Consider the following 18,015-nt stretch of genomic DNA (forward strand, 5'->3'; position numbering starts at 1 on the left):
AGGGCGAGCGCGGGGCGATCGTCGAGCTGGACGAGGGCGCCACGCCGGCACCGGGGCAGGCCTGCGTGCTCTATGATGGCTCACGCGTGCTGGGCGGCGGTTTCATCCGCCGGCCTCAGGCCTGACCAGACTTCGCGGACGGCGCAACCCGGCCGTCTGCCGCGTGTTTTCATCATGCCCCGTTCCATAAGGAGAGACCCGGCGATGGACACCATGGCCTCCGCGTTGTTGCTGGCGCGGTTCCAGTTCGCCTTCACCGTGGGCGTGCATATCGTCTTTCCCGCCTTCTCCATCGGGCTGGCCGCGTACCTGGCAGTGCTGGAAGGCGCGTGGCTGAAGACCGGTCGCGCGGTGTATCTCGACCTTTATCGCTATTGGGTGAAGGTCTTCTCGGTCGTCTTTGCGATGGGCGTCGTCTCCGGACTGGTGATGTCGTATGAGTTCGGCATCAACTGGGCGGTATTTTCACGCAAGGCGGGTCCGATCACCGGCGTGCTGCTGTCCTATGAAGTCATGACGGCCTTCTTTCTGGAGGCCGGGTTTCTTGGCGTCATGCTGTTCGGCATGAACCGGGTCGGGCGCGGGCTGCATTTCGCCGCGACGTGCTGCGTCTCCGTCGGCACCCTGATCTCCATGACGTGGATCCTGGCGTCGAATTCGTGGATGCAGACACCGGCGGGCTACACGATCGATCCCGCGACGGGTCGCTTCCTGCCCGCGGACTGGCTGGCAATCATCTTCAACCCCTCCTTTCCCTACCGCCTCGTGCATATGGGCATGGCGGCTTTCCTGTCGGTGGCGTTCGTCGTCGGGGGCACAGCGGCCCTGCATATGCTGCGCGCGCGCAAGCGCGGCGAGGCGGCGAGCGAGCATGTGCGCGTGATGTTCTCGATGGCCATGTGGATGGCGACGATCGTGGCGCCGCTGCAGATCCTGGCAGGCGACGCGCACGGACTCAACACCCTGAAATACCAGCCGGCCAAGATCGCCGCGATGGAGGGCGACTGGGTCTCGGAAAGCCGCGCGCCAGAGCTTCTGTTCGGTATTCCCAACATGAAGACCGAGCATACGGATTATGCGATCGCGATCCCCCTCGTGGGCTCGCTGATCCTGACCCACAGCCTCGACGGCCGCGTGCCGGGGCTGAAGGATTTCCCGCGTGACCAGCGGGCACCCTCCCCGGTCGTGTTTTTCTCGTTCCGGATCATGGTCGCGCTGGGCATGCTGATGGCGCTGACCGGTTTCGTGTCGGCCTTCCTGCGCTGGCGCGGGCGGCTGTATGACACGCCACTTCTGCATCGTCTCGCGCTGGTGATGTCGCCGGCGGGCTTTCTCGCGCTTCTGTGCGGCTGGGTGACGACCGAGGTCGGACGCCAGCCCTGGACGGTCTATGGCCAGCTCCGCACCGCCGAGAGCGTCTCGCCGCTGATCCTGTCGAGTGTCGCGGTGTCGATGACGGCTTTCGTGGTGGTGTATGTGCTGGTGTTCGGCGCGGGGATGATGATCACGCTGCGCCTGCTGGGCCACGCGCCGCATGCCAACGAACATGACCTTAGCGAAGGGGGTGTGGCGGACATCCTCGGCGCCCGCGCGCACCCCGATACCGTGCTCGACCGCCCTGGCCACGGAGCCTGATGCCATGACCGGACTTGCCTACTGGCTCCCCGTGATCTGGAGCGTGATCCTCGCCGCCGCGATCATGATCTATGTCGTGCTGGACGGCTTCGATCTGGGCATCGGCATGCTGTTCGCGATCGAGCGCGACACCGGACGGCGCGACGTGATGGTCAACACCATAGCGCCCGTTTGGGACGGGAACGAGACGTGGATGGTGCTGGGCGGTGCCGTGCTCTACGGCGTCTATCCCGGGGCCTACGCGACGCTGCTGCCCGCACTGTATCTGCCACTCGTGCTGATGCTGCTGGCCCTGATCTTTCGTGGCGTGGCTTTCGAATTCCGCGTGCTGACACGGCCGTCGCCCCGCGCGGGCCTGTGGGACGTGGCCTTCATGGTCGGCTCCGGCGTCGCGGCCTTCTGTCAGGGTGCGATCCTGGCCGGCGTAATCCAGGGTGTGGCCACGACCGACGGCGCCTTCGCGGGCGGCCCCCTCGACTGGCTGACGCCATTTTCGGTGCTGTGCGGCGTATCGGTGATGTGCGGTTATGCGCTGCTGGGGGCATGCTGGCTGGTGTGGCGCACGGACGACGTCCTCGAAGCCCGCTGCCGCCGGATCGCGGCCCGCCTGGCCATCGGGCTGTTCGTGGCGATCGTGGCGGTCAGCCTGTGGACGCCCGCGCTGCACGCGCCCTATCTGCGGCGGTGGACGCTGTGGCCGAACATCGTCTTTGTGGCACCCGTCCCGGTGCTGGTCGTCGTGCTGGGTGTGCTGTTCCACCAGGGGCTGCGCCGCCAGCATGCGCTGACGCCGTTCCTGTGCGCGCTGGGCTGGTTCGTGCTGTCGCTGACCGGTCTGGGTATCACCATCTGGCCCTATGCCGTGCCGCCGACCCTGACACTGTGGGACGTGTCGTCACCGCCCAGCAGCCAGCTGTTCCAGCTGGTCGGCACGGCCATCCTGCTGCCGATCATCCTGACCTACACGGTGTATTCCTATCGCGTGTTCAGGGGCAAGGTAACGGCGGCCGATGCCTATCATTGAGTTCGTCTCGGGCCAGGGCGAAGGCGCGCCGAAAAGCCGGCTGCGAAGGCTGGGCTGGTTCGCGCTGATCTGGGCGCTCAGCACGGCGGCGTTCATCGCGTTCGCAACCGTGCTGCGCCTGTTCGTCCCGCACTAGACCGCGCCCGGAGGTCGCCTTACCGCTGTCCATACGCCAGTGCGGGCAGACCCAGACGCTCACGCAGGGTCACGGGTTCGGTGATCGGCCGGAACAGGCCGCGCGCGCGTAGCTCCGGCAGGACGTGGGTCGCAAAGCGCGTCAGGCTGTCGGGCAACAGCGGCAGGCACAGATTGAAGCCGTCAATCGCACCCGACTCCATCCAGCGTTGCAGATCGTCGGCGATCGCGCGACCCGAGCCGACCAGGACGCGCGCGCCGAACCCCGCGGCCACGACCTGCGACAACTGCCGCAACGTCAGCCCGTCACGCCGGGCCATGTCGATCAGGTTTCGCGCGATGCTGCGCACGGCGGGGTCGGTCGGCTCCGGCACGGGCCCGTCGAGCTCACACCCTGACAGATCGCCAAGCTGCGCCCGCAGGTACGACAAGCCAAGCTCGGTCGGCACCAGCGCATTGAGTTCATCGTAATGGGCGCGTGCCAGTGCATCCGTGTCGGCCGTAAAGGGCACGATGCCCGGCAAGACGCGGACCGAGGCGGGGTCGCGTCCCACCTCCCGCAGCTTCGCGTCCAGCGCCGCGCGATACGCGATGGCGGCATCGAGATCCTGTGGCACCGTGTAGATGACATCCGCGTGCCGGGCGGCCAGTTCGATCCCGGCCGGCGACGCCCCGGCCTGCACGATCACCGGTCGCCCCTGCGGGCTTGGCGGGACACTCAGCGGACCCCGCACCGTGAAATGTGGCCCGACGTGATTGAGCGCGTGCAGACGGGCCGGGTCCAGGAAACGTCCCGCCGACTTGTCGTGGACCAGAGCCCCCGGCTCCCACGATCGCCACAAGCCCCTGACGACGTCGACGAACTCCTGCGCCCGCTCATAGCGGGTTTCGTAGTCGAGTGTGTGCTCGCGCCCGAAGTTGCGTGCCTCCGCGTCCGACCACGACGTTACGACATTCCATCCGGCCCGCCCGTTGCTGATCCGGTCGAGCGAGGCGTATGTGCGCGCGACGTGATAGGGCTCGTTATACGTGGTCGACGCGGTGGCGATCAGTCCAACGCGGGAGGTCACCGCAGCCAACCCTGACAGCAGGGTCAGGGGCTCGAGGTCCGCGACCTGCGAAGACTGCGCAAATGCGCCCGCAGGCGTATCGTTGACGCGCACCGCCACGCCGTCGGCCAGAAACAGCAGATCGATCCCGGCGTCCTCAGCCTCGATCGCCAGTCTGCTGAAATGGTCGAAATCCGCTGTCCCGGCGGGATTGGCGTCGGGATGGCGCCACGCACCGGCATGATAACCCAGGTAGCGCATCGACAATCCGAGCACCATGCGCGGGGCAGCAGACATCTCAGGTCCTTCCGTATTTTTAAAAATCAGTAGCCCGCATCAGCGTCGTAGCGCAGCGGCAGGTCTGTATCGCCTGCTTCGAAGCGGTCGATCAGGGCGCCGACATAGGCCGCACGGGCCGTGAACGAGGCCTCGGACGCAATGTGCGGCGTCACCATCACCTTCGGATGCGACCAGAACGGCGAGTTCGACGGCAGCGGCTCTTCGCAGAATACGTCGAGCACCGCACCACCAATCGTACCGTCGTCCAGCGCCGCCAAAAGATCGGCTTCCACGACCTGCGGTCCGCGTCCGACATTGATGAAGCCCGCCGGAGCGCGCAGCCGGCGCAGCAATGCGCCGTCGATCAGACCCCGTGTGTGCTCGGTGTCGGGCAGCAGACACACGAGGATGTCGCACGTGGGAAGAAACTGCTCCAGCCCCTCCGGGCCGGCATGGCACGTCACCCCGTCGATCTGTTTTGCCGTCCGCGACCATCCGCTCACGGCAAAACCCGCATGCGCCAGATGACGACTGACGTCCGCGCCGAGATTGCCGAGACCCATGATTCCAACGCGTGTTTCATGGGCCATGCGGGCCGGGTCGCCGGGGCGATTCCAGCGCGCTTCGGACTGCTGCACGGCATAGCGACGCGCGTCGCGCAGAAGCGACAGCGCGGCCCAGAGCACGAAGTCGCACATTTGCCGTGCCGTGTCCGCAGCCCCCATACGCACGATCGGGACATGGCGCGGCCAGTCCGGGTCGCGCGTGATATGGTCGACGCCGGCCGCACTGCTGAAGATGACCTTCAGGTTGCTGAACCTGGCGAGGCCGCCCGGTTCGGGCGACCAGACGAATGCATAGTCGACCCGCGCGGGATCGAGGGCTGCGTCATCCCAGGCCACGACCTCCAGATCGGGACGGACCCGCGAGAGTTCGGCACTGACATCGGCAAAGCCGCGTCGGCCTCCCGATTTCACAACAAGACAGGACATGGCAGAGGATCTCACGTCTGGAAGTGTAGCCGCACGCGCCACAGACACAGCAGGCTCAGCATCGCCATGCCGATCAGGTAAAAAGCGGGTACGGCCGGGTCATGAAAATACCCGACCAGCGACGATAGGATCATCGGGGTGAAACCACCAAACGCGAGTTGCCCCAGCGCGTAGCTCAGCGCAATCGCACTCGCGCGATTGCGCGCCGGAAACAGATCGGCGAACAACGCCGCCAGACTCGCGTAATAGCCGCAATACACCGACAGGACGAGAGTAGCCTGCACGAGCACCAGCCGCAGGACGGAGGGCGCGGTGACCAGAACGTGAAACAACGGCCACACGATCACGCCGCTGACCAGTGCGGCCACGGCCATGACACGCGGCCGCCCATAACGATCACCCAGAGCCGCGAACCAGGGCGGAAGCAGGATCATCAGAACCCCGGACACAAGCGTGCCGGCCACCGACGATGCCTGCCCCAGATGCAGCGCGCCACGGGCATAGGTCGGCATGTAGACGTTGAGATAACTCGCGGCCCCGCCCAGGCTCACAAGGCCGATGGCCGTTGCCAGACGCAGTTTGCCCGTCGCGAGAATTTCACGCAGCGGTGCCTTGTCGTGTGCAGCTTCGAACTCGGGCGACTCATCGGATCGTAGCCGCAACCATGTGATGGCCGGCCCGGCGATCGCACCAAACGCAAAGGGAATGCGCCAGGCACCAGACAGGATCGTGGCATCGGACAATACAAGATGCAGAAGCCATGAAAACAGGGCGGCCAGCGTCACCGACAAACCGGAGGCCGACCATTGGAAGGCGGAGTAGAACCCGCGCCTCTCGGGATGACGTTCCGCCAACATGGAAGCCGCGCTGCCGAACTCACCCCCCGCGGCAAAGCCCTGCGTCAGCCGAGAGGCAACGACCAGTACCGGCGCCCAGACACCGATGGTCGCAAACGTCGGCACCCCGGCCAGCATCGCCGTCCCGACGGTCATCAACGCCGACGACAGGACCAGGGCACGACGCCGCCCATGGCGATCGGCATACGCACCCAGCCACGCCGCCCCGAGGGGCCGCACGACGAACGCCACGCCAAAACTGCCGAGGCTCAGAAGCAGCCCGGTCGCGCCGTGCTGCGTCGGAAAGAACAGGGTCGCCAGCGTTCCGGCGAACAGACCGTACAGGATCAGGTCATACCATTCGAGCGCACCGCCCAACGTGGTGGCCAGAAGGGCCACGCGATCGGCGCGCGCCCGCGCAGACGAGACAGGAACTCCCGCCACCCCCACCTCAGAACCCTGTTGTCAGGCTGACCGTGCCCGTAAAGTTGCCACCCACCAGATAGGTCGGCTGGCTGCCGGCAATGGAGGTTCCATACACCCCTGTCACGGTCTTGGCGTTTGAGGTCACGCCCCACGCGCCCGACAGATAATGCGCGTCACCGATATTGATCAGGTTGAGCTGGATCTGCGGACGACGGAAGAACATCACGTCGTGGAAGCGATAACCCACCCCGACATTGGCGGTCTTGTAGGCCGGCATGCTCTGGTCGTTCATGAAGGTCGTGTACTGCGAATCGACATAGTTGAACGAGAAGTTTCCGAACCACGACCCGTCGTCATACGACAGTCCGATCGACCCCGACCAGGTCGGGCTCAGCACGGCGGTCTTTCCGGTGGTGCGCAGATAATCGCTGCCGGCGGCGATATTGTTATCGATCCTCGCATGCAGATACTGCCCGGAGAAATACGGCGCGAAATGGTGCCAGCGGCGCGTGCTCAGCTCAATCGTGACACCACGCGAGGTCTGGCCACCGGCATTGATCGACGACGTCACCGTCGTCCCGTTGACCAACGCGCTGCTGGTCACCTGACGGTTGGTAAAATTATAGTTGAAGAACGCGAGCGCCAGATTGATGTCACCATAGTGGCGATAGCCGATTTCCTCGGCGATCGAAAACTCCGGCTTGATCGCGCCAGAGGTATGGGCGCTCGTCATCTTTCCGGTCGCAACACTGAACATGTCGATCGACGGCGTGATCGCCGCTGCCTCGCGAAAAGCCGTTGTCCCGTTGACGTAGATCTGGTCATGGGGCGTGATCTGGTAGCTCAGGGCAACACGTGGCAAGGGCTGCACATCACTGAATCCGGTGCGGTAGGTCGCACCGGGCATCAGGTTCGTGGCCGAACGCGTCAGCATCACCACCTTCACCCCTGCCGTCAGGATCAGCTTGTTGTCCAAAGCGGCATAGCGATCCATCAAGGTCAGCGCGTTGCTCTGCTGCACCAGATGTGCATCCCATTGGTACAGCGGTGATCCGTTTGCAGTAAGAAGCGGATACTGACCCCACTTGTTCGCGACGATACCCGCGGCGTTCGGAATGGAATAGGACGGATTTTCCGTGTAACTCACATACGAGTACCAGTATCCGAACGCGAGGTCGTTATGGCCACGGTTCCAGTCCAGCATGCTGTTCAGACCGAAGGTCGATTCCGTGAACGTGTCGTTCGACTGTGCGATCGACGACGACGCGGTCCCCGCCGGAAACTGCAACGCCCCGGCCGGCTGCGACCCAAGATAGCTGCCATCGCGACTCAACGTCGTGGCGCCGTTCAACACACCGTCGACATCGAAGATATAGGGCGTCGCGCTGAGCGTCAGACCGGGCGCCAGCGTAAACTTCGTCTGGACGCTGGCGCGCGCGTGCTTCCACTCATATTGATGGAACTTGTAATAGTTGGTGTTCGATCCGTTGAATGTCGAACTGTAATTGTAGCGATAGCCACTTGCCCGCCACTGCGACAGGGTCGGATAGGTGTAAAGGTCCTCGGTCACATCGTTGTATGACATGAAGGCTTTCACGAAGTTCCCATCACCCCACTCCTTCGTTGCCTTGAAATCCACATGCCACCGGTTCAACCCACCAGGACCGCGCCAGTTCGACGCCGTCGTGTTGGAGAACGACACAAAGGAATGAATGCCCGACCGTCCGAGCTCGCCGGTATCGAAGCGCGCAAATTCGCGCTGGAGATTGTTTCCGCCGTAGGTCAGATCAAGCAGGCCGCCGCGCTTGCGTGACGGCTCACGCACGGTCGCGTTGATCAGACCGCCGACCGCGCTGTAGGTCGGCGCCAGAAGGTCCGGAGAGCCGGGCGTGACGGTGATCGCACCGATATTCTCCGTGTCCGCCCAACCGGACGTGGTCGGATTGTAGTAGAGAACATCAGAAGGATTCATGCCTTCGAATTCGTAACCGAGCTCATTCTGGTTCATGCCACGAATCGACACCGTCATCCGGTCGGTGGCCCCGGTCGGATCGGCCGACGCAACGACGATGCCCGGCGTATTGCGCAGAAGGTTCAGCGCGTTCGTCGTGGGCGCCTGTGTGGCTATGTAATCTCGCGTTACACCGCTTTTGGAGTACGGAACCGTCTGATGCGGCATCAGACCACCACCAGGCGTGCGTCCGGTCACGCCGTTGGGCGTGGAGGCGGCGCTGACGGTCACCTCCTCGGGTTGCTGTTGCAGCACCGTCAAGGGCTCCGGATCACCGCCGCGCGCCGGGGCGGCCTCGGCAGTCTTCGCGTGGACGGCAGCGGGGCGTTGGGTCCGTTTCGCCTGCACCGCCGCCGTTTGCGCAACGGCGCCGTGCACCATGGACAGAGCCGAGGTTCCGCAAAGAAAGGCGAGGGTCGTGGCGGACAAACGGGGCACGGGTCTCTCCTGTAAGGCGACGGTCAGGAGGGCGGCGGCCTTTGCGTATGCCTGACAGGCGTATCATGCCCTGGGCACCGGTCATTCATGCCACCCTAGTATACCGAACATACCGCAGGCAAAGCGTCACTGTCGATATCGTTTTCATATAAAAACGTCTTCAGTATGCTGAAATGACGCTTACAGGTTTCCGAACCGGGACAGACGGAAATCTCCGTCGTTGAAACGGGTCCGGCCGTCGAGCAGAAGTTCAGCCATCAATGCGCCGGACGCAGGGGCGATACCGAAGCCGTGCGCGGAAAACCCGGTTGCAAGCGACAACCCGGGGCAGCCGTCGACCATCGACAGGACCGGCAGAGCGTCGGGCATCACGTCGATAACGCCGGCCCAGGCGTGGGCAATGTGCGCCGTCGCGAACGCGGGAAAGGCGACCATCAGAGCGGACAGGGCGTCGGACAGAGTCCCCATATCCGGTGCGGGTTCGACGGATCGATAGTCGTCGAAGCGGTTGCCGCGGCCCGGTCCGAACTCTCTGTCGCGTTCAAGGGTTCGCAAAAAATCGCGGCCCAGCTTCACGGTCAGCAGCTTTCGGTTCTGCAAGAATGACTTCATATACAGGCGCACAAAGCGAAGAGTATCCGGCGTGATGCGGGTCACGGACGAATTGCGTCGCGCCACGGTGAAGCCACCATCGAGCCTGGGCCGCATCGAGAAATCGCGGCAACCCAGAGCATGCGTCGGGCCACCATCCAGGCGGGCCGTGCGCAGGACCGACGCGATGACCTGGAGTTGCGGCAGGGTTACTTTGGCAGTTTTGCACAACAGTCGTGACCAAGCGCCGGCGGCCACGACCACATGATCGGCCCGGACCCGGCCACATTCCGTCACGACGCCGGCGATCTGGCCACCCTGGATATCAAGCTCCCGGACGGCCATGTCAGACTGCACGACCGCGCCAGACGCGACCGCACGATCGGCGACGAAGCCGGTCGCGCGATCCGGCTCTGCAACGGCGTCGAGGGGGGCATAGGCGCCCGCCAGCCAACGCTTGCGGGCCTGCGGCACATGCTGTGCAATCTGGTCGGCGTCCAGCATCTGGGCATCAAGATCGAAGGACGCGACACGGCGCAGCCAAGATTCGTGTGCTGCGACCTCGTCCTCATTGTCACAGAGGGAGAACAGGCCGGTCTGACGGTATCCGAAATCGCCAAGTTGCGCCCACTCCCGCCAGAGCCGCCGGCTTTCGATCAGGAGGGGGATTTCGGCGGGCGTACGGTTCAGACTGCGTATCCAGCCCCAGTTTCGGCTGGACTGTTCCGCGCCGACGGCGCCTTTGTCACACACCAGAACGGACACACCGCGTTGGCGTAGGGCAAGCGCCGTGCACAGCCCGATCAGACCCGCACCCACAATAATCACATCGAAACGCTCAGGTCGTCCGGCAGAGGCTGTCACCATGCTCAACTCTGTTCGATTTTGGAGGAGTTTTTACGCCGCTTCTGCGGAAGCGCCCGCTCGCTGACGGCGATGGCGCTTCGCAGATGGCTGATCATTTCGGCACGCGCAACGTCGCGTTCGCGTCGACGAAGGGCGTCGACGATACGCTGGTGACCGCCCAATGTCGCCGCCACGGAGTAATTGACGATCGAGATCAGGTTGCCGACCCTGGAAAACCAGAGCTCGTCATAACTGAGAGCCAACTGGCTGCGCAGCACTTCATTGCGGGCGCCGTCAGCAATTGCCAGATGGAACAGCGTATCCAGCCGCTCATAATCATAGAAATTCTGTATGACCGCCGCGTTTTCCTGCTCCCGCAGGAGGGCGGCAATTGTTTCGATTTCCAGATCCGTTGCACGATCGCAGCATAACATAACGGATGCGGCCTCGATCGCTTCGCGAAATTCGTAAATATCACGAATACGGTCGTGACTGGGCAACGCGACAACGTAGAAACGCCCCCGCCGACCAATCAGATTGTCCTGGTGAAGTCTCTGGAGGGCTTCGCGCACCGGCGTACGGCTGACCCCATATCGACGCGCAATATCCTCTTCCTGCAGAACGGTTCCGCCCGGCGTACGACTGTCGATCATGTCGCGCCTCAGCGCCGCATAGAGTTCTTCACCCGTAAGGGAAGACTTGGTCTCGGACATCAGGCGGTGCGATCATTCATTTCAGTATACTGAAACCGCGTTTCCATTGACCGTCAAGCCAAAACGCACATGGGCGAGGGATTAACACCCCTCGCCCATGTGCGTTCGCCAGACTGCAGAACCCGTAGAAAAGAAGGCTCTCCTACTGACCACGGAGCCCATCAATGATGTTTGCGTTTACATCGATGAGCGGCGCGAGAGAAATCTTCCGGTTCATCGCAGAGAGGGAATAGCGACTCGCCCAACTTCCGACCGCCATGAGATCGCTGCGCAATGTGTCGGACATACTGACGCTATCGATGCTCCGGAGCAGCAGCGTCCACAGACGCTGATTCATGCTCAACGCTTTTTGCCGATTGGGAGAGAATTCCTCTTCTTTCAGCATTCTGTTCACACGGGCCAGCGCCATAGCCTCAACCTCGCGAGACGGAAGATCGTCACTGGCGTATTTTCCGTACTGCGCGGTTGCGTAAGACATGGCCCTGTTCCGTTGACGGTTTCGTTGTCGAGAATATGCGAAAGGCAGGCGGCGAGGAGAGCTGAACCAGAACGGCCAACCCTCCTCCGTCAGTCAGCGAAACAGGCTCAGGATCGACTGAGACTGGGTGTTGGCGATCGACAACGCCTGGATGGCCAACTGCTGCTTCGTCTGCAGCGACGTCAGCTTGGCGCTCTCAGCCGCCATATCCGCGTCCGTCAGCGCACCCACGCCGGTTGTCAGCGACGACGACAGGCTGCTGACCGTGCTGGCAAGCTGGGTAATCTGCTGGCTGCCCGCACCAAGAGAGCTGGAGATCGAATTCATCTTGGTGATGGCGGCCTGCACGGCGGCCAGGGCCACCTGCGACCCGCTGATATCGCTCACGCTGCTGGCCGAGGCCCCGGCCAATGAGAGCGTCACCGACGACGTGGCGCTGGTGTCGATGTTATTGCCCGCGATCGTCAGGGCGCCGGTGGCGGAATCCTGCGTGACAGAGAAACCCGAGTTCGACATGGCACCCATTAGGGCAGACGCCTTGTCGGTCGCCGACGCGGTCGTTGCTCCGAGATTGACGTCCTTGATCACGGTTTGCTGCGTTGCATTTCCGTTGGTGTCGAAGGCGCTCGATACGGTGAAAGAGTAATTTCCCGAAGCATCCTTTGACGCGGTGATGGTATCACCGCCCGTCAGGGAGTAGGTCGTCGTTCCGTCGGAGCTCGTCTGCTTGTTGGTGATGTCGGTTGCCGTGGCCGCCGTGATGGTGCCATCGGCCGCAACGGTCAGCGCCGAACCCGCATAGCTCGAGCCCAGTGCGGTGGTCACGGCGGTGGTGATCGATGTCGCCTGTGCTGCCGCCATCTTGCCGGTGGACGTGTAGTTGTCCGCGACATACTGATACTGGACTGCCGGATCGGTCGCGGTGCCACCGCCGGCGGTGGCCGTGGCGCCACTTCCCCACTGCGTGTTGTTCACGGTGATGGTGTCGCCAGCTGCAGCAGCGCCAAGCGTCTTCGTCGCGTCGGCGAATGCCACCGACACACCCGCCTGATTGACGTTCAGACCGGTCAGGCCAAGACCGGACGACGTCGCATTGTAGCCCTGCTGGGTATAAAGCGTGCCGTTGATATCCTGCGCGGTGGAGACGGACGTGTAATCAACACCATTGCCCGTCGACCCGGCGAGCAGGTTCACGGTCTGGAACGTCGCGCTGCTGGCGGCGGCATCGATCTGCTTGAGCGCCTGCGTGATCGAGGCGTTCATCGTATCCTGATTATAGCCGCTGGTCTGTGCCTGCGTGATGGTCGCACTCAACGTCGACAGGACGGAGCTGATCGACGACGCCTGGTTGATCCCGGTCGTGATCGCCTGACCGGCGAAGGACAGTCCGTTCGAGACGCCGGACAGGGCCGAAATCTGCGAATTCATCGTCTGCGAGATCGCATATACGGCAGGGTTGTCGGCGGCACTGCCGACGGCGAGGCCGCTGGACACGCGGTTCTCGGTCTGGGTCAGTTCCGACTGCGTCGCGTTCAGGGTCTGAAGTGCGGCAAGGGCCGAGTTATTGGTGTTGATCGAAAGGGTCATCGGGTTTTCTCCTGGAACCTGCCATTTTGGCAGTGACCCCATGGTGATCGCGAAAGTTTAATCACGAGTTAAAGCCATCAGGATATTTCAGGGCACATCGCAACATCGGCCGCGAGGGCGCCCAGATCGCGCACCATCGCGGAGACGGGCGCGCTCCAGTCGCCGGGCGTGCTTTGCTGGTACAAGGTCAGGGAGGCGTACCACGGCGAATCCGTGCGTCCGGACAGCCAGCGCCAGCACTGATCGAACCGCGACAGGACCCACACCGGCCGTCCCAGCGCGCCGGCAAGATGCGCGACCGAGGTATCGACCGTGATGATCAGATCCATGCACGTGGCAAGGCCCGCTGTTTCGTCGAACGACGTCAGACCCGCGCCATGGTCGATGACGCATGTGCCGGCCGCCTGACACGCGGGAGCTCCGACCTGCAGACTGTGGAAATCCACCCCCGCCAGAGCCAGCAGCGGCGACAGGTCCGACAGCGTCAGCGAGCGCTTCAGGTTCATCATCGCTGCTTCGTCGTGGTCGAGGTGCGAACCCCCGCTCCAGACCAGACCCACCCTGAGCCGGTTCGACGCGTGCGCCCCCACGCGGGCGCGCCAGTGCGCGATGCATCCGGGCAGGGCTTCGAGATAGGGTGTTCCGGGCGCGATCGCATTGAGATCCAGGCCGAGGGCACGGGGGAGGCTCATGATCGGACAGACGATATCAACAGCGCCCAGCGCGTCGAGCGTATCGGCAATGGCGGTGACCCCCGGCACACGCGACAGAAGCGACACGAGCGCGGTCGGCACGCAGACGACCACTTCCCCACCCTGTGCGGCGGCAAGCGGCACGAACCGGATGAACTGCAACACATCCCCGAACCCGCCCTCGGTATAGACGAGCAACCGTCTGCCCGGATAAGGCGCGCCGTCCCAGACCGGCCCGGCGACGGCATGACGCCGCATCTCCGGTGTCTGCCACCGCCATTCATATTCGTCGAAACCCGCGCGGTAATTCCCAAGCGCGAGGTTGGCCAAGGCCCGGTTGGTGTGGAATTTGGCGTTCTCGGGATCCAGCGCCAGGGCGCAGTCCAGGATCGAGATTGCCTCGGCATGACGGCCGGATCGGTCGAGCACGACACCCAGATTGGACAGGGCGTCACGGTGATCGGGACGAAGCTTGAGGCAGGCTACGTAGGCCTGGACGGCTTCGTCGTATCGTTCGAGTTCGGCGAGCGTATTGCCGAAATTCGACCAGCTGTCCGGCGCGCGATCGTCGGCCTGCAGCGCCCGGCGTAGACAGGCGAGCGAGATCTCCAGCGCACCGGCCCGGCGACACAGCGCGCCGTAATTGTTGAGTGTCGGGGCGTCATCCGGCCAGCGCGCCAGCAGCCCTTCATACGCAAGGGCCGCGGCCCGGACATCGCCGGACTGGTGCAGGGCAACGGCCTCCGCACGAGCCAGCAGCAGGGCCGGATCAACCGGTGGTGGGGAAAGGACATCGGACATGGGCCTGAAAATCGCCGCAAATCCTTACCATTCGATAAACTATCGTGCGCTTGGGCCGCTGATGACGATGACGTTGTTCTGCGGCACACTGAGCCGACGGGTCACGCTCGCGTCTGGTCCGGCGTGCCCTTCACCCGATTTTTTCCTGCATGGAGCATCCTGACATGAGCGGCTTTCTCGGCAACCTCGTCAACCGCGTTCTGGGCGAAGACAGCCCGCTGGCCGGGCAGATCAACAGCCATCTGGCCACCCTGTTGACGCCGGACAATATCCAGTCGCTGGTGACCAGGGCCGAGTCCAGCGGACTGGGCGACAAGGTGCGCTCCTGGATCGGGACGGGCGAGAACCTGCCGGTCTCGCCGGACCAGATCCGCTCGATCCTCGGCAATCAGCAGGTCCAGCAGATGGTCGACCGGACCGGTCTTCCGGCGGAGACGCTGCTGCCCGCGCTGGCGCAGTTCCTGCCGCAGGCCGTCGACCATCACACGCCCGACGGCACCACGCCCACCTAAGTTGCCAATAGGAACCGGGGGCCCGACCAAGCCCCCGGCCCTCTCTCAGTCCTGGTTTTCCAGGATCGAACGTGTGAGGACGACCGACGGCACTGTCTGGGGCATCAGCACCTGGTGGTGGTGCCGCACAAAGCGCCAGCCGATCGCCAGAGCCAGCGCCAGAAAGGGAATCGCGGCGACTGTGTAAGTGCCGCTGGGGTAGTCGAGGGCCATCAGGACCACGACCGCGGCCAGAAAGCCGAGTGTCAGCCATGTGGTGAACGGGGCGCCCGGCATCGGGAACGCCGTGGCGGGACGCTCGCCCCGACGGATCGACCGACGCAGCACCAGCTGCGACGCCAGAATGAACGCCCACGTCGCGATGATGCCCACCGCCGAGACATTCAGCACGATCTCGAAAATCTGCGACGGCACGATATAGTTGAGGACAACGCCGACCAGATAGATGCCCACTGTCAGCAGGATACCGGCATAGGGCACCTGGTGGCGGTTCATGCGCGACAGGAAGCGTGGGGCCGAGCCTCCCATCGACAGCGCCCGCAGGACGCGGCCGGTCGCGTACAGTCCGGAATTCAGGCTCGAGAGGGCCGCCGTCAGCACCACGATGTTCATCACCGTGTCGATCCCCGGCACGCCCAGCGCGCGGAAGAACGTCACGAACGGGCTGACACCCGCACGGTAGGCCGACCACGGCAACAGACAGACAAGCAGGACAACGGCACCGACATAAAACAGCGCGATCCGCCAGATGACGCTGTTGATCGCACGCGGCAGGACCGCGCGCGCGTCGTGGCATTCACCGGCCGCCGTGCCGATCAGTTCGATGCCCGAGTAAGCGAACACGACGCCCTGGGTCAGGATGAGTGCCGGGATCAGCCCGTGCGGCAGGAATCCGCCGTGGTCGGTGATCAGATGCCAGCCCGTGCTCTGGCCGCCGACCGGGACGCGCAGCCCCAGAATGGCCGCGCCGACGACAAGGAAAAGCGACAGCGCCACGACCTTGATCAAGGAGAACCAGAACTCCATCTCGCCGAACCACTTGACGCCGATCATGTTCATCGAGGTCACGATGCACAGGGCGGCCAGCGCGAAGACCCATTGCGGAACGGCGGCGAACGTGCCCCAGAAATGCATGTAGAGGGCGACGGCGGTGATATCGACGATGCCAGTCATCGCCCAGTTCACGAACGACATCCAGCCCGCGACATAGGCCGCCTTGGGGCCCAGGAACTCCTGGGCATAGGAGACGAAACTGCCCGAGGTCGGGCGATACATCACCAGTTCGCCCAGCGCGCGCAGGATCAGGAACGCGAACACACCGCAGACCATGTAGACGATGGCCAGCGAGGGTCCGCCGCTTTGCAGGCGCGATCCAGCGCCCAGAAACAGGCCCGTGCCGATCGCGCCCCCGATGGCGATCATCTGGATCTGACGGTTGCCCAGACCCTTGTGGTAGCCCTCTTCGTGAACGTCCAGCCAATCCTGATCGCCGCTGTCGGGCGTGTGCGGCGAGCCGTCTGCGGTCGGCTGCGTCATCGGTCGTCCTGGCGCTGCTGCATGGGCGATCATGTCCTTCGCGGATCGGTTCGGTCTCGGAGAAACTCCCGAAAGACACATTCCGCCCCCCCGCGTCAACAGCGCGTCCGCGTGAGCGGCTTTCGAGGGCGGCCCCGCTGTGGTATCAGGTCCGCCTCACAGACCCGCCGGAGTTCCGATGTCTGCCCTGCACCCCACCCCGATCCAGACGGCCGACGCCACAGGCCCGGTCGTGCTCGCGCTGCCGAAGGGGCGGATTCTCAAGGCACTGGCACCGGTGCTGAAGGCCACGTCGATCGAGCCGGCGTCCGACTGCCTGGAGGAGGGCAGCCGCCGGCTGCGCTTTCCGACCAGCGACGCGAATCTGGATGTCGTGCGGGTGCGTTCGTTCGATGTCGCTACTTTCGTCGCGTTCGGCGGTGCGCATATCGGCGTCTGCGGGGCCGACGTGCTGATGGAATTCGACTATCCGGAGATCTACGCCCCGCTCGACCTCGGGATCGGCGGGTGCCGCGTTTCGATCGCGCAGCCAGTCGGAAGTGCCGCGTTAACCGACAGCGCCCGCTGTTCGCAACTGCGGATCGCCACCAAATATCCGAACATCACGCAGCGCCATTTCGCCGCGCGCGGGATCAACGCCGACGTGGTCCATCTCAACGGCGCCATGGAGCTGGCACCCAACCTCGGCCTGTCGAGCCTGATCGTCGATCTGGTCGACACCGGCTCGACCCTGCGGGCCAACGGGCTGGAAGAAGTCGAGGTGATCGCCAACGTGACCAGCCGACTGATCGTCAACCGCACCGCCCTGAAAACGCGTCCCGAAGAGATCGGGTCGCTGATCGCCCGCTTCCGTCGCGCCCTGGCCGAAAGACAATCCTGACCCATGATCCGCCTGACCACCGCTGATGCCAATTTCGACAGCGCGTTCGGTGCGCTGGTCAACGGTCGCACGTCCGAGGATATCAGCGTGGCGCGTCCCGTCGCCGAAATCCTGGCCCGCATCCGTGCCGAGGGCGATGTGGCGTTGTGCGACCTGACCAACCGTTTCGACCATACCGCCGTCACGCCCGCGACCCTGCGTGTGACCGACGATGAGATCGACGCCGCCTGCCGGGACGTTGAGCCGTCGCTGCTGGAAGCACTGGATCTGGCCGCCACGCGTATCGAGTCATTTCATCGGGCGCAGATGCCCGGGGACCTGTCCTACACCGATCCGCAGGGTATCCGGCTGGGCATGCGCTGGACGCCTCTGGATGCGGCCGGGCTGTATGTTCCCGGTGGCAAGGCGGCCTATCCCTCCTCCGTGCTGATGAACGCCATCCCGGCGCGCGTGGCCGGCGTCACGCGGCTGGCGATGTGCGTGCCGACCCCACACGGCCAGCTCAATCCGCTGGTCATGGCCGCCGCCCGGCGCGCCGGCGTGCACGAGGTCTA

The 18,015-nt window shown here is 64.1% G+C and carries 17 protein-coding genes; 7 read left to right on the top strand and 10 right to left on the bottom strand.

Annotated features, from left to right (window positions below; genetic code table 11):
* The 4 genes from HUK82_RS08230 to HUK82_RS08245 form a co-directional block, all read left to right on the top strand.
* A partial coding sequence (locus HUK82_RS08230; protein WP_317134855.1) for an aminomethyltransferase beta-barrel domain-containing protein occupies nucleotides 1-125 on the top strand: 125 nt, incomplete at its 5' end.
* Nucleotides 126-204: 79 nt separating this feature from the next.
* Nucleotides 205-1,635 (top strand): cytochrome ubiquinol oxidase subunit I, encoded by a 1,431-nt coding sequence (locus tag HUK82_RS08235; protein ID WP_176613510.1) that lies wholly within the window; start codon nucleotides 205-207, stop codon nucleotides 1,633-1,635.
* 4 nt (nucleotides 1,636-1,639) lie between these two features.
* Nucleotides 1,640-2,659, top strand: a complete 1,020-nt coding sequence (gene cydB, locus HUK82_RS08240) for a cytochrome d ubiquinol oxidase subunit II (RefSeq protein ID WP_176613511.1) — start codon at nucleotides 1,640-1,642, stop codon at nucleotides 2,657-2,659.
* A complete protein-coding gene (locus tag HUK82_RS08245; protein WP_176613512.1) occupies nucleotides 2,646-2,795 on the top strand; it encodes a DUF2474 domain-containing protein in 150 nt (49 codons plus the stop codon). Before cydB ends, HUK82_RS08245 begins: the two co-directional genes overlap by 14 nt.
* Before the next feature lie 19 nt (nucleotides 2,796-2,814).
* On the opposite strand, the gene HUK82_RS08250 is transcribed toward HUK82_RS08245, so the two are convergent.
* From HUK82_RS08250 to HUK82_RS08290, 9 genes are all read right to left on the bottom strand, one after another.
* Nucleotides 2,815-4,140, bottom strand: coding sequence for an LLM class flavin-dependent oxidoreductase (locus HUK82_RS08250; RefSeq protein WP_176613513.1), 1,326 nt, complete (start codon nucleotides 4,138-4,140; stop codon nucleotides 2,815-2,817).
* A gap of 26 nt (nucleotides 4,141-4,166) precedes the next feature.
* Entirely contained in the window at nucleotides 4,167-5,114 is a 948-nt protein-coding gene (locus tag HUK82_RS08255; RefSeq protein ID WP_176613514.1) for a 2-hydroxyacid dehydrogenase, read from the bottom strand.
* An 11-nt stretch (nucleotides 5,115-5,125) separates the two neighbouring features.
* Nucleotides 5,126-6,394, bottom strand: a complete 1,269-nt coding sequence (locus HUK82_RS08260) for an MFS transporter (protein ID WP_264802168.1) — start codon at nucleotides 6,392-6,394, stop codon at nucleotides 5,126-5,128.
* A 7-nt stretch (nucleotides 6,395-6,401) separates the two neighbouring features.
* A complete protein-coding gene (locus tag HUK82_RS08265) occupies nucleotides 6,402-8,825 on the bottom strand; it encodes a TonB-dependent receptor (RefSeq protein ID WP_264802167.1) in 2,424 nt (807 codons plus the stop codon).
* 180 nt (nucleotides 8,826-9,005) lie between these two features.
* A complete protein-coding gene (locus HUK82_RS08270; protein WP_176613516.1) occupies nucleotides 9,006-10,283 on the bottom strand; it encodes an NAD(P)/FAD-dependent oxidoreductase in 1,278 nt (425 codons plus the stop codon).
* Nucleotides 10,284-10,285: 2 nt separating this feature from the next.
* Nucleotides 10,286-10,975, bottom strand: a complete 690-nt coding sequence (locus tag HUK82_RS08275; protein ID WP_176613517.1) for a GntR family transcriptional regulator — start codon at nucleotides 10,973-10,975, stop codon at nucleotides 10,286-10,288.
* 142 nt (nucleotides 10,976-11,117) lie between these two features.
* Nucleotides 11,118-11,453: a flagellar biosynthesis regulator FlaF gene (locus tag HUK82_RS08280; protein ID WP_176613518.1), complete on the bottom strand. Its 336-nt coding sequence runs from the start codon at nucleotides 11,451-11,453 to the stop codon at nucleotides 11,118-11,120.
* Nucleotides 11,454-11,546: 93 nt separating this feature from the next.
* Entirely contained in the window at nucleotides 11,547-13,040 is a 1,494-nt protein-coding gene (locus HUK82_RS08285) for a flagellin N-terminal helical domain-containing protein (RefSeq protein ID WP_176613519.1), read from the bottom strand.
* Nucleotides 13,041-13,117: 77 nt separating this feature from the next.
* Nucleotides 13,118-14,533, bottom strand: coding sequence for a tetratricopeptide repeat protein (locus HUK82_RS08290; protein WP_176613520.1), 1,416 nt, complete (start codon nucleotides 14,531-14,533; stop codon nucleotides 13,118-13,120).
* Between the two features lie 164 nt (nucleotides 14,534-14,697).
* On the opposite strand from HUK82_RS08290, the gene HUK82_RS08295 reads away from it, so the two are divergent.
* Nucleotides 14,698-15,045, top strand: a complete 348-nt coding sequence (locus HUK82_RS08295) for a YidB family protein (protein WP_176613521.1) — start codon at nucleotides 14,698-14,700, stop codon at nucleotides 15,043-15,045.
* A gap of 45 nt (nucleotides 15,046-15,090) precedes the next feature.
* On the opposite strand, the gene HUK82_RS08300 is transcribed toward HUK82_RS08295, so the two are convergent.
* The gene (locus tag HUK82_RS08300; protein WP_176613522.1) at nucleotides 15,091-16,581 is read right to left on the bottom strand and encodes an amino acid permease; all 1,491 of its coding nucleotides are present in this window, start codon (nucleotides 16,579-16,581) and stop codon (nucleotides 15,091-15,093) included.
* A 178-nt stretch (nucleotides 16,582-16,759) separates the two neighbouring features.
* Here HUK82_RS08300 and hisG point away from each other — a divergent pair, with 178 nt between their 5' ends.
* On the top strand, nucleotides 16,760-17,461 hold the full coding sequence (gene hisG / locus HUK82_RS08305) for an ATP phosphoribosyltransferase (RefSeq protein ID WP_176613523.1): 702 nt from the start codon (nucleotides 16,760-16,762) through the stop codon (nucleotides 17,459-17,461).
* A 3-nt stretch (nucleotides 17,462-17,464) separates the two neighbouring features.
* Nucleotides 17,465-18,015: histidinol dehydrogenase (locus HUK82_RS08310; RefSeq protein ID WP_176613524.1), on the top strand; the 551-nt coding region annotated here is incomplete at its 3' end.

This window comes from Ameyamaea chiangmaiensis (genome assembly GCF_013376175.1).
GTDB lineage: Bacteria > Pseudomonadota > Alphaproteobacteria > Acetobacterales > Acetobacteraceae > Ameyamaea > Ameyamaea chiangmaiensis.

Excerpts from the sequence above, each read along its gene's own strand:
- HUK82_RS08245 (WP_176613512.1), top strand. The coding sequence starts at position 2,646 with ATGCCTATCATTGAGTTCGTCTCGGGCCAGGGCGAAGGCGCGCCGAAA.
- HUK82_RS08300 (WP_176613522.1), bottom strand. The coding sequence starts at position 16,581 with ATGACGCAGCCGACCGCAGACGGCTCGCCGCACACGCCCGACAGCGGC.
- HUK82_RS08275 (WP_176613517.1), bottom strand. The coding sequence starts at position 10,975 with ATGTCCGAGACCAAGTCTTCCCTTACGGGTGAAGAACTCTATGCGGCG.
- HUK82_RS08285 (WP_176613519.1), bottom strand. The coding sequence starts at position 13,040 with ATGACCCTTTCGATCAACACCAATAACTCGGCCCTTGCCGCACTTCAG.
- HUK82_RS08255 (WP_176613514.1), bottom strand. The coding sequence starts at position 5,114 with ATGTCCTGTCTTGTTGTGAAATCGGGAGGCCGACGCGGCTTTGCCGAT.
- HUK82_RS08295 (WP_176613521.1), top strand. The coding sequence starts at position 14,698 with ATGAGCGGCTTTCTCGGCAACCTCGTCAACCGCGTTCTGGGCGAAGAC.
- HUK82_RS08270 (WP_176613516.1), bottom strand. The coding sequence starts at position 10,283 with ATGGTGACAGCCTCTGCCGGACGACCTGAGCGTTTCGATGTGATTATT.
- HUK82_RS08290 (WP_176613520.1), bottom strand. The coding sequence starts at position 14,533 with ATGTCCGATGTCCTTTCCCCACCACCGGTTGATCCGGCCCTGCTGCTG.
- HUK82_RS08250 (WP_176613513.1), bottom strand. The coding sequence starts at position 4,140 with ATGTCTGCTGCCCCGCGCATGGTGCTCGGATTGTCGATGCGCTACCTG.
- HUK82_RS08235 (WP_176613510.1), top strand. The coding sequence starts at position 205 with ATGGACACCATGGCCTCCGCGTTGTTGCTGGCGCGGTTCCAGTTCGCC.
- hisG (WP_176613523.1), top strand. The coding sequence starts at position 16,760 with ATGTCTGCCCTGCACCCCACCCCGATCCAGACGGCCGACGCCACAGGC.
- cydB (WP_176613511.1), top strand. The coding sequence starts at position 1,640 with ATGACCGGACTTGCCTACTGGCTCCCCGTGATCTGGAGCGTGATCCTC.
- HUK82_RS08280 (WP_176613518.1), bottom strand. The coding sequence starts at position 11,453 with ATGTCTTACGCAACCGCGCAGTACGGAAAATACGCCAGTGACGATCTT.